We start from the raw sequence: 15,092 nt of genomic DNA, 5'->3' as shown, positions 1-15,092 counted from the left end.
GAGGACAAAACATGAAAAGAAGAGTTGTCGTTACTGGAATGGGAGCCGTATCTCCAATTGGAAATACTGTTGAAGAAACTTGGAATGGTATTTTAAATCAGACATGTGGAATTGATGAAATTACACATTTTGATACAAGTGATTATAAGGTCAAATTAGCTGGAGAAGTGAAAAATCTTGATTTAGAACAATATTTTACAAAAAGAGATTTAAAATTTAATGATCGTTTTACGCAATTTGCCAGAGTTGTTTCTAAACAGGCTATTGAAAATGCAAAGTTGGATTTAGAAACAATGAATAAAAATCGTTTTGGTGTCATTATTGGTAGTGGTATTGGTGGTGTTGAATCTATTGAAAAAGCGGAACAAAGTTTATTAAATAGAGGACCATCAAAAGTTTCACCATATTTTATTCCTATGACTTTAATTAATTTAGCAGCAGGAAGTGTTGCGATTGATTTAGGTGCAAAAGGTTATGTATCTTCTGTTGTAACTGCATGTGCAGCTGGAACAAATGCAATTGGTGAAGCCTTCCATAAAATCAGAGATGGATATGAAGATGTTATGATTGCTGGAGGAAGTGAAGCTTCTATTACACCATTATCAGTTGCAGGATTTGCTTCTATGAAAGCTTTGCATACTGGTGAGGATAAAGATCGTGCTTCTATTCCTTTCGATAAAGATCGTAGTGGCTTTGTCATGGGTGAAGGAGCAGCTGTTTTAGTGTTAGAAGAATTACAACATGCATTAGATAGAAATGCGACAATCTATGGTGAAATTGTTGGTTATGGAGCAACTTGCGATGCTTATCATATTACAGCACCATTATCTGATGGAAGCGGTGGTGGAGAAGCGATGAAACAGGCTTTAGAAGATGCTGCTTTACAACCATCTGATATTGATTATATCAATGCTCATGGGACATCTACACCATTAAATGATAAGACAGAAACAACAGCTGTCAAATATGCTTTTGGTGACGATGCTTATCATTTGGCTATGTCATCAACAAAATCTTATACAGGACATTTATTAGGAGCGAGTGGTGCTTTAGAATCTGTTATTTGTGTAAAAGCATTACAGGAAGGATATATCCCAGCTACAATTCATTATCAAAATAAAGATGAAGACTGTGATTTAGATATCGTCGCAAATGTTGGTAGAAAACAAGATATTCATTATGCTATGAACAATTCTCTTGGATTTGGTGGACATAATGCATCATTGATTTTCAAGAAATGGGAGGATTAGAGATGTTATATAATTCTAATGATATTCAAAAAATTATTCCTCATCGTTATCCATTTTTACTTGTAGATTGTATTGAAAGCATCAGTGAAGATGGAAAAACAATTGTAGGAAGAAAATGTGTAACTGCTAATGAAATGCAATTTTTAGGACATTTCCCTGAAAAACATGTGATGCCAGGTGTCTTAATTATTGAAGCCTTAGCTCAAACAGGATGTGTTTTATTACTTTCTAAAGAAGAAAATAAAGGAAAGATTGCTTTCTTTGCTGGAATTAATAAAGCACGTTTTAGAAAACAAGTTATTCCTGGTGATGTTTTAACAATGACTGTCACTTTGACAAAAGAAAAAGGTGGTATTTACTTTGCATCTATTCAAGCAAAAGTAGAAGATGAAATTGCTGTCACTGGAGAAATTATGTGTGCTGTAGGTGAATAATAAAAAAAGCAGAAAGATTTTGACATCTTTCTGTTTTTTTTATGGTTTTATAAAAGTTATTAAGGCTCTGTGTCAAGAGTGATATTTCTATTGATGTATTGTATAAAATAGATGATGACTATGATTCATTTGAGTATTGATTACCATGCTGGTTGTCCTGTTTCAATAAGGTTATCAATATCTTTATAAGCATTTTCAATAGCTTCTATATGATATCATTCATACATATTATAAACAAAATCAGTTAAATTTTTTTCATCCAGTTGTTTTAAAACTTTTCCTGCACTTGTTCCTTTATAGTTTGCATAACTTTCAAGTAAGTAAGCAAAAAATCTCAATTCTTTATTTAATTTCATCACTTCTTAGATACAGTGAATTTTTGGATTACCAGTTGCTTCTTCATATTCCCACATGTCAAAGATAGCAAGACTACTCAATACCATCATTTCATATCATCATTCAATAACATTGTGTGTTTAGGAATTTAAAAAGATTCTTAGTGCATCCATATCAGTGACTGTTTTTTTGCAATCAGTATTGCAACTTCACTATCAATATTTTGTAAAATGTTTGGATTTGTTTTATTGATCATACTGCTTCACTTCGATAAATTTTAAACATTCTCATTAAAAAAGCATATAGATAGAATGATTACTATGGTTTTAAAAACTATTGGTGATTGATTTTCCAATAGTTTTTCATTTAATGTTTTTTAAACTTGTAAATAATTTTATTGGCATAAGGAATAGAAGAAAGTTCTTGAGGATGGTCTGAATAGAAATAGAAGATAATAACAAAGTAAACAATAACTCCTATGATCACGGCGAGTACTAATGGAATAAGAACTTTTCTTGTTAGGGCAAATAAACCATAGTAAACAATGGCTACAATGATACCCATGAAGATAGAAGAAATAATAGGTAATAAATATGTCTTTTTTATTTCTTGTCTATAACGTGTGATTTTACGTAACATTCTTTGATTTAAATAACATACTTGTAAACCATATAAACAATTGGCTATCATCAAAGCATAGAGTCCTAAAGGTGTAAACATCAATAAAAGGATTGTGATGACTAAATGGTAGATCAAAGCTGTAGCAGCGTTTTTTAAAGGCGTGTTGACTTCTCCAAGAGCCTGTAAAATTCCATTGGTTAGAGTTGATAAACCAAAGAAAACAATACCTGGACTTCCTAGAGCTAACATTAATGTAGAAGTGGCAACTGTTTCTTCTTGAGGAAAGAGGATACCAATAATAGGATAAGCCAAGACACTCATACCCACAGCAGCCGGAATAAGTAACAGCATTGTCACACGAATGCCTGAACGAATATGTTCCCTTGTTTCACGGGCATTTTTTAATGACCATGATGAAGAAATAGCAGGAATGGATGCTGTTGACATGGCAGAAGCTAAAGCCACAGGAACATTTTGTAAAACAATATATTGACCAGAATAAACACCCCACATAGAGGCTGAAGTTGGATCAGTACCAATAATAAAAGAATAAATATATTGGTCAATAACAGTAATAAGATTATAAACACATGTTGCAAAGATAATAGGTGTGACTATATGAATAATCATTTTGAAAATATCTTTATAAGAATCTTCATAATCATCAGGAGTATCTTTAATAATTAAATGATTACGATTCTTTAAATACATAATCATCATAAAAATTAAACCCACCAGAACACCGACACCAGGTCCAACTGCTCCCCCAGCGGCACCTGCAGCAGCCATTTCACTGCCACCTGTTTCCATCAATGGCTGAATGAATAAATAAGCACATCCAATGGCGACAATTGCATTAAAAATCTGTTCAATAATTTGTGAAACAGATGTATAAAAAGTTGTCTGATGAGCCTGAAAATAACCTCTAAAGACACCCAATAGACCAGATAGGAAAATAGTTGGACAAAGGATTCTCAGTGGTAATACAGAATACCCTGTAACAAGTAAAGGGGCTAAAAGATAGGCAATGATCGAAGCACTACCACCAATAATACAAATATAGATAAATGAACATTTTAAAATCTTTTGTACATTATTATATTGATGAATAGCTAGTTTTTCAGCAATTAACTTTGAAATAGCTGTTGGAATACTATAAGAAGATAAGAGTAATATTAAAGCATAAATATTATATGCCATTGAATAATAACCAATACCTTCAGCACTAATTAATGCTGTTAAGGGGCTTTTATATAAAGCTCCAATGATTCGTACGAAAATACCTGCAATTGCAAGTATAGATGCCTGTTTAACGATTGAACGTGACATGGGTAAACCTCACTTTCCAGTAATTCTTTGTTTATTATAACATTAATTCCAATAATTTCAAAAAAACTTATATATTTATACATAAAATGATTTTTTTCATAGGTTTTACACATTGATTGTATAATATACTGATAGTGAAAGGAATAGTGAAAAAGTATTGAAAAAATTTTTAAAGATATTTTTAATATTTATGGTAATGATATCTACGATTTACGGATGTTATCGATTTTATCAAGAAAAAAAAGAAGAAAAACAATTACAAAGAATTCAAAATCAAGTTAATGAACAGTCGAAAAGAAAGATTGATGATGAATTATCAGTTATTGCTATTGGAAATAGTAATTTATATAGTGGTTTTAATCCATTACAATTGTGGCATGAATATAAAATAACGTCTTTTGTGGCTGCTGAACCAAGTCAAGATCCTAATCGTGCTTATTATATTTTAAAAAATGTTTTAGAGTTTCAACACCCCCCCAATTAATTATATGGGAGATGGATGAAATGTTTACAGGAAAGGATTTTAATGATGAAAAAGCTCAAAAATATGCACCGATGAATCTATTTCCTATAGCTAGAAATTATACAAATTGGAAGAAATATTCAGCTCAATCATTTAAAAACTATGATAATTATGATTATAACTATCTTTCAAGGATGGCTACAAAGGGTTATTTATATAAAACAAAAGTAAAAGCAAGAAAGCAAAATAAAAATTTTATGATCAAAACAATCAAAAGAGCTAATATAAAACCACATAGACAAGAAATATTTTATAAAATTGTGAGTTTATTAAAAGAAAAGCAAATTCCTTTATTATTAATAACGATTCCATCAGCGAGATCATGGACGATGGAGAAACATAATACAATCATGGATTTATCAAAAGAAGTGGGTGTTCCATTTTTGGATTTGAATTTAAATAATCAGTTAATTAATTGGAAAAAAGACACAAGGGATGAAGGAATGCATCTTAATGATTATGGGGCACAAAAAGTAACAGCCTATATAGGAGAGTATTTAAAGGAACATAACTTAATAGAGAATCAAACAATAAGTCAAGAAAGTCAGAAGATGTGGGATCAAGATTATTATGATTATATTGAAATGATCAATTAAACTTCATGAAATGTAAAAAAGTCTATTTTAACATCTATATATTGTGCTATAATATATAAAAATATGTCTTGGAGGAGAATTATGAACGATAGTAGAATTTGTATTGCATTAGATTTTCAAACAAAGCAAGATGTTAAAGATTTCTTAGATAAGTTTGAAGATGAAAAATTGTATGTCAAAATTGGGATGGAATTATTTTATGGTGAAGGTATTGAAATGATTAAAATGATTAAAGAAAAAGGACATAAAATATTTCTTGATTTAAAATTACATGACATTCCTAATACTGTCAAAAGTGCGATGAAACAATTAGCAAAATTAGATGTAGATATGGTTAATGTTCATGCTTCAGGAAGCATTGCGATGATGAAAGCAGCAATTGATGGTTTAAATGAAGGAGCTAATGGAGGAAAACGACCTTTATGTATTGCTGTGACATGTTTAACTTCATTGGACCAAAAAGTTTTAGATGATGAACTTTTGATTCATGAACCATTAGAAAAGGTTGTTTTAAAATGGGCACAAAATGCGAAAGAAGCTGGATTAGATGGTGTTGTCTGTTCACCTTTAGAATCAAAGATTATTCATGAAAATTTAGGAATGGACTTTTTAACAGTGACACCGGGTATCCGTCTTGCAAGTGATAGTGTGAATGATCAAAAACGTGTCACAACACCAGCTATGGCAAGAGAATTAACATCAAGTTATATCGTTGTAGGAAGAACAATTACAAACGCTGCTGATCCAGTAGCAACATATAAAGAAGTTTATAAACAATTTCAAGGAGAGTAGAAAATGATGGAAAAAACTATAGCAAAAGATTTATTAAGTATTCAAGCAGTCTTTTTAAGACCAAATGAGCCTTTTACTTGGGCATCAGGTATTAAATCACCTATTTATTGTGATAATCGTTTGACATTATCTTATCCTGAAGTCAGAAAAGATATTGAACAAGGATTAGCAAAACTTATTAAAGAAAACTATCCAGAATGTGAATGTTTAATGGGAACAGCGACTGCCGGAATTGCACATGCGGCTTTAGCGGCTGACATTTTAGATTTACCAATGGGATATGTTCGTGGTGGAGCCAAATCACATGGAAGAAATAATCGTATTGAAGGATTAGTGAAACCGGGAATGAAAGTTGTAGTTGTTGAAGATTTGATTTCAACAGGTGGCTCATCATTAGAATGTGTAGATGCTTTAAGAGAAGCAGGCTGCGAAGTTTTAGGAATGGTTGCTATCTTTACATATGGATTAGAAGATTCAGCGAAGAACTTTGCTGCTAAGGATTGTAGTTTTTATACACTTACAAACTATGATACTTTAATTCAAGTTGCAGTTGAACATGAGTATATTGAAGCTGCTGATTTAGAAAAATTGAAAGCATGGAAAAAAGATCCTCATGATGAATCTTGGATGAGCAAGTAAAGTTAAAAAATAGGATAAAAAGGGGATGAAATGTAATTAATGTTGCAATTTCTCCCTTTTTAATGTATAACTATATAGGTTATGAGAGTCTTAAGGAGGATACATATGTTCAAGAGTTTGAGATATGTCTTAAAAGAAAATTTTACAAACTTATTTAGAATATATTCAATTGCTAAATATGAAATATTAGCAGATATGAGGGATTCTAAATTGGGATTATTCTGGAACTTTGCTAATCCAACTATTCAAGTTTTAACTTATTGGTTAGTATTCGGAGTTATTTTACCAGGACGTTCAGATGAAGATGGTATTCCATATTTATGTTGGTTACTTGGTGGTATTGTTGTCTGGTTTTTTATCTCTCCATGTATTACAAATGGATGTAATGCTGTGTATGCTAAAAGAGATGTTATTACAAAAATGAAATTTCCTGTGAGTATTTTACCTGCAACAGTTGTAATGAAAGAATTGTTTAATCATCTTTGTTTGATGATTATCTTAGTTGTTTTATTTTTAATATTTGGATTTTATCCAAATATTCACTGGTTTGGATTATTATATTATTTATTCTGCGCAGTTATTTTTTCTATTTCTTTATCAATGACAACATCAGTTTTAAATATGTTAGCTAGAGATACACGAAAATTGATTTTAGCTTGTATGCGTTTATTACTCTATTTAACACCAGTTTTATGGAGTCCTCATAAACTAGATGGACATAGAATTCTGTCGGTGTTAATGAAGTTTAATCCTATTGATTATATTGTACAGGGATATCGAGATTGCTTTTTCTTTCATCAAGGATTGTTATCGTTTGGATATCAAGGATTAATTTTCTGGGGTATTACAATCTTGCTTCTTATTGTAGGAAGTTATATGATGTATAAGTTTAAACATAAGTTTATTGATTTGATGTAGAGGTGTTAAGATGAATCAAGAATATGCAATAGAATTTAATCATGTATCTAAAATATACACTTTAAAATCTAAAGATAAAAAACATAAAGAAGACCAGAGATTTTATGCTTTGAAAGATATTAATTTTAAAATACCGAAAGGGGAAGTTGTAGGCGTTTTGGGAACTAATGGTTCTGGTAAATCAACAATGTCAATTATTCTGGCAGGTATTAGTGAAATTGATGAAGGAGAAATGATTGTCAATGGTGAACAATCATTAATTGCCATTAATACAGGCTTAAATATGCAATTAACTGGTATGGAAAATATAGAATTAAAAGGAGCTTTATTAGGACTTTCTAAGAAAAGGATTCAAGAGATTAAAGATGGAGTCATAGCATTTGCAGAAATTGGTGATTTCTTATATCAGCCTGTAAAAAAATATTCTAGTGGTATGAAGTCTAGATTAGGTTTTTCTATTAATTTATGTTTGGATCCGGATATTTTAATTGTTGATGAAGCTTTATCTGTAGGGGATAAAGGATTTGCTCAAAAATGTATTAATCGTATGAATGATTTAAAAGACGAGGGAAAGACTATTATCTTTATATCACATACATTGCCACAAGTTCGCTCATTTTGTAATAAAGCAATGTGGATTGAGGGTGGAATGTTAAGAGAGTATGGTGATATTGATGAGGTTTGTGACCATTATGCTGAATATGTCGATTACTACAATGCATTGTCAAATGAAGATAAGAAAAAAGAACGTGATGATAAATTTAATAAAAGATTATTAAAAGATTATAAACCTAGTCTTTTTGATCGTATTTTTCATTTATAAACCTTAGTACTGACGTACTGAGGTTTTTTTAATATTGTATTAACATTTGTTTAATGATAAGTTCATATAGAATATTTATTTTAGATAGTAGGAAAGGAGTATGCAAATGGATGTAAAAATATCAATTATTATTCCAGTCTATAATGTTGAAGATTATTTGAAAGAATGTTTAGATAGTTTATTAAGACAAACTTTTACAGAATTTGAAATTATTTGTATTGATGATGGTTCAAGTGACAATTCATTAGATATTTTAAAAAAATATCAACTTCTTGATACACGAATCACGGTTTTAAATCAGCAACATCAGTTCGCTGGAACTGCTAGAAATAAAGGAATATCTTGTGCGAAAGGAGAATACTTATTATTTTTGGACGCTGATGACTTTTTTGAGAAAGATATGTTAGAGAAAATATATGAGCAAGGGAAAAAGACACAAGCACAAATTATTTTGTTTGATGCCAGAAAATATCATCAATTAACAAAGGAGTATGATGAAGTTACTTATTATTTACGTAATGAAATACTAAAAGATAAAGAAATATTTAATAGACATGATTTTCCAGATGATATATTGACTCTATCTAATCCGGCTCCCTGGACAAAATGTTTTTTAAAAAAATTTATCTTAGAAGAAAAATTGCTTTTTCAAAATTTAGCAAATACAAATGATGCTTATTTTACAATAAGTGCAATGGCTATTGCTGATAGAATTACATGGATTGATACTAAACTTGTTAATTATCGTATAGGGTTACTTCAAAATACACAAAGCCATAAAGAAAAAAATCCGTTATGTTTTATTGATGCCTATAGAGCTATTTATGATGAATTGAACAAAAGAGGAATTTATCATGAAGTAGAACGTTCTTTTGTAAAGGTAGCATTATCATCTACAGTATATTGTATGAATTCAATTCATGATGAGAAGGTCAAAAAAGAAATTATCTATGCATTACAAGACAACAAGTTTTCAGATATGAATCTCTTAAATTATCCAGAAGACTTTTACTTAAATAAACGTGATTATAATAGTGTTAGGGGATATAATTGTATATATAAAGAGTATCAAATTATGGAGAAGAATAAACAGATTTGTGATGAATATGAAGTTACTATTAAAGCAGATTTACATCAACAACCCTTTGTATCAGTTATTATTCCTATATATGATGTAGAAAAATATTTACCTGCATGTCTGGAAAGTATTGTTAATCAATCATTGAAGAACATTGAGATTATTTGTGTTATTGATGGTTCACCAGATCATTGTCAAAAAATTGTTGAGTCATATGCAACTTATGATGATAGAATAACGATGCTTGTACAAAGAAATATGGGGTTATCTGCATCTAGAAATCACGGATTTAAGGAAGCAAAAGGTGAATATGTTTATTTCATGGACAGTGATGATATTCTTGACTATAATGCTTTAAAAGAATTATATAATTTTTCAATGAAAGAAAATTTGGATTCTGTGTACTTTGATGCATCTTGCTTTGCTGATGATTTTAAACTAAACGAAAAAATTCTTGACCAATATCATAGAAAGTTCTCATATCCAAAAGTATGTATGGGTATAGAACTTTTTAGAAAGATGAATGAAAATGATGAATATAGGGTTTCTGCTTGTCTACAATTCAATAAACGACAACATATATTAAATCAACATGTTCTTTTCCATGAAGGAGTTCTACATGAAGATAATGCCTTTACAACAATTAATTTAATAACTGCTAAAAAAGTCGGTTATATACATAAGGATTATTTTCATCGAAGATATCGTGAAAATTCTATAATGACAAAAAAAGAAAACTTTCAAAATGTTTATGGGTATTATATTGCTTTTAAAGATGTTTATCAATTTATTCAAGATTTAGATTGGATATATAAAAGTGAAAATCAAATAATATTTGATTGGTTATTACGCATACTAACAAATGCAAGAGATATATTTGCACGTTTAGATGATGCAGAGAAAAGTTCATATCTTGGATTGGATTTTACTGAAAAAAATGATTTTAGAATTTTAGTAAGTACACCTGGTTATGTGAAAAGTGAACTTATATTTAAACAACAAAGATTACAGCAAACATTTGATGAAAAATATGAACGTGGGTTAATCATTAAAGAATTACGAACAGAAAACAAGCAATTAAAAAAATCAATTAATCGATTAAAACCTTCTACTTGGATTAAATACATTAAAAGGCATATACGTATAAAATGAATATAAATTAATATGTGCTTAACCTTAATTTAATATATTTTTAATAGTGATTGACTTTAAATAGTTTAAAGGTTAAAATATGAAATGTGTTGTACTAAATGGAGGAAAAAAAATATGATTTATGCAGAAATTTTAGCTGGTGGAAAAGGAACAAGAATGGGTAATACAGAATTACCTAAACAGTTTTTAAAATTAGGACATAAGCCTATATTTATCCATACAGTTGAGCAGTTTATTTTAAATAAAAGAATTGAAAAAATTCTTATTTGTTGTCCTGAACAATGGATGTCTTATACAAAAGATACACTAAAAAAGTATGAAGTCAAATCTGATAAAGTTATTGTTGTTGCAGGTGGATCTACGCGTAATGATACTATTATGAATGGTATTCGATATATAGAAGAAAACATAGGATTAAATGATGATGATATCATTATTACACATGATGCTGTTAGACCATTTTTAACACAGAGAATTATTGATGATAATATTGATGGTGCTTTGGAATATGGTGCTGTAGATACAGTTGTTGAAGCTTTTGATACGATTGTTCACTCTGTTGATGGAAAAGTGATAACTGATATTCCAATTAGAAGTGAGATGTATCAGGGACAGACACCACAATCATTTAATATCAAATTATTAAAAGATTTATTCTTATCATTAACAGATGATGAAAAAAACATCTTAACTGATGCATGTAAAGCACTAGTTATTAAGGGTACACCAGTTCATCTTGTAAGAGGTGAAGTTTACAATATGAAAATCACAACTCAGCATGATTTAAAAGTCGCTAATGGTTTAGTGGAAGGTGACAAATAATGATTAATCAAGCGTATAGATTAATAGCTCCTAAACAAATTCGTGCAGATTTTGTTGATTTAAAAATGGATGATGAGAATATTATTGTTAGACCAACTTATCTTTCTATTTGTGCGGCAGATCAAAGATATTATACTGGAAGTCGTGGACGAGTAATAATGAAGCAAAAATTACCTATGGCATTGATTCATGAGTCAGTTGGTGAAGTTGTTTATGATCCAAAGGGTGAATATAAAGTTGGGACTAATGTAGTAATGATACCCAATACACCTATGGAGAAAGATGATATCATTAAGGAAAATTATTTACGTTCTAGTCAATTTAGAGCCAGTGGTTTTGATGGTTTTATGCAAAATGTTGTAAGTATGCGTAGGGATTTGATTATACCTTTTAAAATGGAACCTAGAGTAGCAGTTTTGCTTGAATTAACAAGTGTTGTCATGAATGCGGTGGAAAATTTTAAAAAAATTTCTAATGAACGAAAAAATGTTATTGGTATATGGGGAAATGGAAATTTAGGATTTATTTCTGCATTAGTTCTAAAGAAAACTTATCCTGACACAAAAATTATTGTATTTGGTGTTGAAGAACATAAGATGGCTTATTTTTCATTTGTAGATGATACATATTTGATTAATAATATTCCAAGTGACTTAAAAGTTGATCATGCATTTGAGTGTGTTGGTGGACGAGGAAGTGAAGCTGCAATCAATCAAATCATTGATTATATTCAGCCTCAAGGTACGATTTCACTTATGGGAGTAAGTGAAACACCGGTAGGGATTAATACAAGAATGGTTTTAGAAAAAGGTTTGACACTTTTAGGTAATAGTCGCAGCAATTATGATGATTTTAAGAAATCTGTCGAATTAATGGAAACTTATCCAGATGTTTGTGAATATCTTTCTACAATTATCTCAGAAGAAGTTGTTGTTCAATCCATAAAAGATATGCATAAAGCTTTTGAAGATGATTTAAATAATGATTTCAAAACAGTTATGAAATGGGACATTTAAGACAAGATTTTTATCTTGTCTTTATTTTTATAGAATTATATATCAAATATCATAATTTAAGAACATATGTTCATTTTTAAAAAGTATTTATAGATGTAAATATGTAATCTCATAACATAAGGAGGATTTAAAAGTGAGTGACTTTAAATATCTAGTTACAGTTATTATACCAGTATATAATACACAAGATTATATAGAAGAATGTGTACTATCAATCGAAAATCAAAAGATGGATGTTTCTAAGATTGAAGTATTATTAATAAATGATGGCTCAAAGGATCAAAGTGGAAATATTTGTGAAAATCTTTCTAAAAAATATGCAAATATTACTTATATCTGTAAAGATAATTCTGGAGTTTCAGATACACGAAATATTGGTATTCAAAGAGCACGTGGAAAATATATAATGCTTCTTGATTCAGATGATTATCTAGATAATAAAAGTATTAAAAATTTAGTAGATTTCTTTGATAAACATTATAATGAAGTAGATTTAATTACATATCCAATTTATTGGGATCGTAATGGTAAAATATCATTACATGGACGTTACAGTTCAAAAAACTATGATAAAGGAACTGGAATATATGATTTAAATCAATATCCGCATTTAAATCAATCTACTGTGAATATAATGTTTAAAAATGAATTTGCGAATAATCAATTGTATGATACTACTATGAAATTATCCGAAGATCAAAATTTTGATACTGCATTGTTAATGAAAAAAAATAAGATTGGATTTGTAGAGAAAGCAAAGTATTTCTATAGAAGACATGGAGCCAGTGTTTCTCAGACTCGAAATAATCCTTATTATTGCTTTGAAGATATTATGACATATAATGAATGCTTATTATCACGATATAGTAAAAATGGAGTTGTTCCAAAGTATGTTCAAACTCTCATTATTAATACTTTTAATTGGCGTGTCAAAAGTGATATGTTATTGCCATATCATTATGAAAGTGAGTTGTTTGATAGTGCAAAAGAAAGAATTAAAAATATTTTAAAGCAAATTGATAATGATGTTATTATCAATCATTCAAATTGTGATAAATATGTAAAATTATATTTTTTAACGCAGAAGGGTGAATTTGTTTCTTATAATATTAACAATGATGGATATAAGATTTTTTGTCAAGATATTACTATGTATGAAGATCAAACAATTGATTGCTATCTTTATAAAGTAAGACCTTGTAATCATGAAATATCTATATTTGCATCGTTTGAATCACCACTTTTAGAATTAACTCCCGTTAATGAATATATAGTTCGTGGTATCTATAAAAATGGAGAAAAATTTGAAGAAAGATATTCATTAGATGTGTCAAATGTTCCTTTTAGAAATACAAAAATGAAAACTGCACATACTTTCCCTTTTACATATACATTTGATCCTACAAAAGTAAAAAAATTCTCTTTCTACATTCATATTAATGGATATGATTTGACTTTTAAACCGATTTATATTAAGTTCTCTGGATTTGTTAAGAAATTCCATAGAAATGCTATAACAATCAATGGAACTAGATTGTCATATAGCAATCATAGTTTTAAGGTTTCGCATCAAAATTTAATTAAAGATATTTTTGATATTTTAAGAACAATGTGGTTTTATCCTAGAAAACATATATTTGCTATACAATATTTTAGATTGAAAGCCAAAACTAACAGAAAAATATGGTTATATTATGATTCAGCAGGAGTATTAGATAATGGATATTTTCAATTTATCCATGATTTTGTAAAAAATGATGGAATTGAACGTTATTATATCATGGACGGAGATAACAGTGATTTACTGAGTAAATTTACATTAGAGCAACAAGAAAATATAGTACGTTATAAATCAAAAAAACATAAGGATTTATTTTTAAAAAGTAGTAAAATATTTATTTCTTTTAGCTCATTATCTATCTATTCACCGTTTAAAGAGTTTGCATGGTATAGTGATGTTACACACTATGAATTAATTTATCTTCAACATGGAATATTACATGCTACATTACAAAATTTGTATGCAAAAGAGTTTACTGAAATTGATAAATTTGTTATATCATCAAATTTTGAAAAAGAAAATTTGAAACAGAATTATGATTACTTGGATAATGATTTTATTATTTCAGGTATGCCAAGAATGACAAAGTTTAACCAAGGAAATACGAAAAATAAAATTCTTTTTGCTCCTTCTTGGAGACAGTATTTAATAGGACAACTAGTTAATAATCGTAGAGCACTAAAGACTCAAGAATTTCTTGCTTCTGATTTTTATAATCAAATTTATCAATTTTTAAATTCAAAAGATCTAAAAGAAATATTAGAGGATAATGATTTGTATTTAGATTTTCAATTGCATCCAATCTTTAAACCATATCAAAAGTATTTTGATTTAGATAAAAATGAAAGAGTAAATTTTAATTTTGAAAAGCATAGTTTAGATGAATATAAAATATTTATAACAGATTTTTCTTCTTATCAATTTGACTATATTCAATTAGTAAGACCTATTGTTTACTTTTTGCCTGATTCTAAGGAATTTAAAGCAGGTTTACATTCTTATCGTTCATTAGATTTGAAATATGAAAATGCTTTTGGTCCACTTTGTTTTAATAGTAATCAGATGATTAAAGAAATAAAGAACATTATTGAACATAAATATATTGTTGCAGAACCTTACTGTACACGTATGCAGGAATTTTTTACTGTTTCAGATAATCCGGCGGAAACAATATATAATAGCATCATTGATATTTAGGTTAT

General features: G+C 29.0%; 14 protein-coding genes. 12 read left to right on the top strand and 2 right to left on the bottom strand.

Going from position 1 to position 15,092, the window contains the following annotated elements:
* Positions 1-11: 11 nt before the first annotated feature.
* Entirely contained in the window at positions 12-1,250 is a 1,239-nt protein-coding gene (gene fabF, locus B5G32_RS01765; RefSeq protein WP_087935639.1) for a beta-ketoacyl-ACP synthase II, read from the top strand.
* A 2-nt stretch (positions 1,251-1,252) separates the two neighbouring features.
* Entirely contained in the window at positions 1,253-1,684 is a 432-nt protein-coding gene (fabZ, locus tag B5G32_RS01760; protein WP_087935638.1) for a 3-hydroxyacyl-ACP dehydratase FabZ, read from the top strand.
* A gap of 215 nt (positions 1,685-1,899) precedes the next feature.
* On the opposite strand, the gene B5G32_RS01755 is transcribed toward fabZ, so the two are convergent.
* Complete coding sequence (locus B5G32_RS01755) at positions 1,900-2,040, bottom strand: DUF3791 domain-containing protein (RefSeq protein ID WP_204209579.1); 141 nt, start codon at positions 2,038-2,040, stop codon at positions 1,900-1,902.
* Between the two features lie 346 nt (positions 2,041-2,386).
* Positions 2,387-3,970 (bottom strand): putative polysaccharide biosynthesis protein, encoded by a 1,584-nt coding sequence (locus B5G32_RS01750; RefSeq protein ID WP_087935637.1) that lies wholly within the window; start codon positions 3,968-3,970, stop codon positions 2,387-2,389.
* A gap of 190 nt (positions 3,971-4,160) precedes the next feature.
* On the opposite strand from B5G32_RS01750, the gene B5G32_RS01745 reads away from it, so the two are divergent.
* The 10 genes from B5G32_RS01745 to B5G32_RS01700 all read left to right on the top strand — a co-directional run bounded on the left by B5G32_RS01745 (position 4,161) and on the right by B5G32_RS01700 (position 15,087).
* Positions 4,161-4,454 carry a hypothetical protein gene (locus B5G32_RS01745; protein ID WP_143746553.1) on the top strand — a complete coding sequence of 98 codons (294 nt, stop codon included), beginning with the start codon at positions 4,161-4,163 and terminating at the stop codon, positions 4,452-4,454.
* A gap of 20 nt (positions 4,455-4,474) precedes the next feature.
* A complete protein-coding gene (locus tag B5G32_RS01740) occupies positions 4,475-5,089 on the top strand; it encodes a hypothetical protein (protein ID WP_087304023.1) in 615 nt (204 codons plus the stop codon).
* 81 nt (positions 5,090-5,170) lie between these two features.
* Entirely contained in the window at positions 5,171-5,881 is a 711-nt protein-coding gene (gene pyrF, locus B5G32_RS01735; RefSeq protein ID WP_087304022.1) for an orotidine-5'-phosphate decarboxylase, read from the top strand.
* Positions 5,882-5,887: 6 nt separating this feature from the next.
* Positions 5,888-6,520 (top strand): orotate phosphoribosyltransferase, encoded by a 633-nt coding sequence (gene pyrE, locus B5G32_RS01730; RefSeq protein ID WP_087304079.1) that lies wholly within the window; start codon positions 5,888-5,890, stop codon positions 6,518-6,520.
* 105 nt (positions 6,521-6,625) lie between these two features.
* Positions 6,626-7,438: an ABC transporter permease gene (locus tag B5G32_RS01725; RefSeq protein ID WP_087304021.1), complete on the top strand. Its 813-nt coding sequence runs from the start codon at positions 6,626-6,628 to the stop codon at positions 7,436-7,438.
* Positions 7,439-7,448: 10 nt separating this feature from the next.
* Positions 7,449-8,261 (top strand): ABC transporter ATP-binding protein, encoded by an 813-nt coding sequence (locus B5G32_RS01720; protein WP_087304020.1) that lies wholly within the window; start codon positions 7,449-7,451, stop codon positions 8,259-8,261.
* Between the two features lie 106 nt (positions 8,262-8,367).
* The gene (locus tag B5G32_RS01715) at positions 8,368-10,491 is read left to right on the top strand and encodes a glycosyltransferase family 2 protein (RefSeq protein ID WP_158093948.1); all 2,124 of its coding nucleotides are present in this window, start codon (positions 8,368-8,370) and stop codon (positions 10,489-10,491) included.
* 114 nt (positions 10,492-10,605) lie between these two features.
* Positions 10,606-11,313, top strand: coding sequence for an IspD/TarI family cytidylyltransferase (locus B5G32_RS01710; RefSeq protein ID WP_087305097.1), 708 nt, complete (start codon positions 10,606-10,608; stop codon positions 11,311-11,313).
* Positions 11,313-12,329 carry a zinc-binding dehydrogenase gene (locus B5G32_RS01705; RefSeq protein WP_087305096.1) on the top strand — a complete coding sequence of 339 codons (1,017 nt, stop codon included), beginning with the start codon at positions 11,313-11,315 and terminating at the stop codon, positions 12,327-12,329. The genes B5G32_RS01710 and B5G32_RS01705 overlap by 1 nt, the downstream gene beginning before the upstream one ends.
* 133 nt (positions 12,330-12,462) lie before the next feature.
* A complete protein-coding gene (locus B5G32_RS01700; RefSeq protein WP_087305095.1) occupies positions 12,463-15,087 on the top strand; it encodes a bifunctional glycosyltransferase/CDP-glycerol:glycerophosphate glycerophosphotransferase in 2,625 nt (874 codons plus the stop codon).
* Positions 15,088-15,092 lie beyond the last annotated feature (5 nt).

Source organism: Massilimicrobiota sp. An80 (assembly GCF_002159255.1).
GTDB classification, from domain to species: Bacteria; Bacillota_I; Bacilli_A; order Erysipelotrichales; family Coprobacillaceae; genus Allocoprobacillus; species Allocoprobacillus merdigallinarum.
Note: the sequence above shows the minus strand (reverse complement) of the source record. Positions and strands in the feature narration are given on the sequence as shown.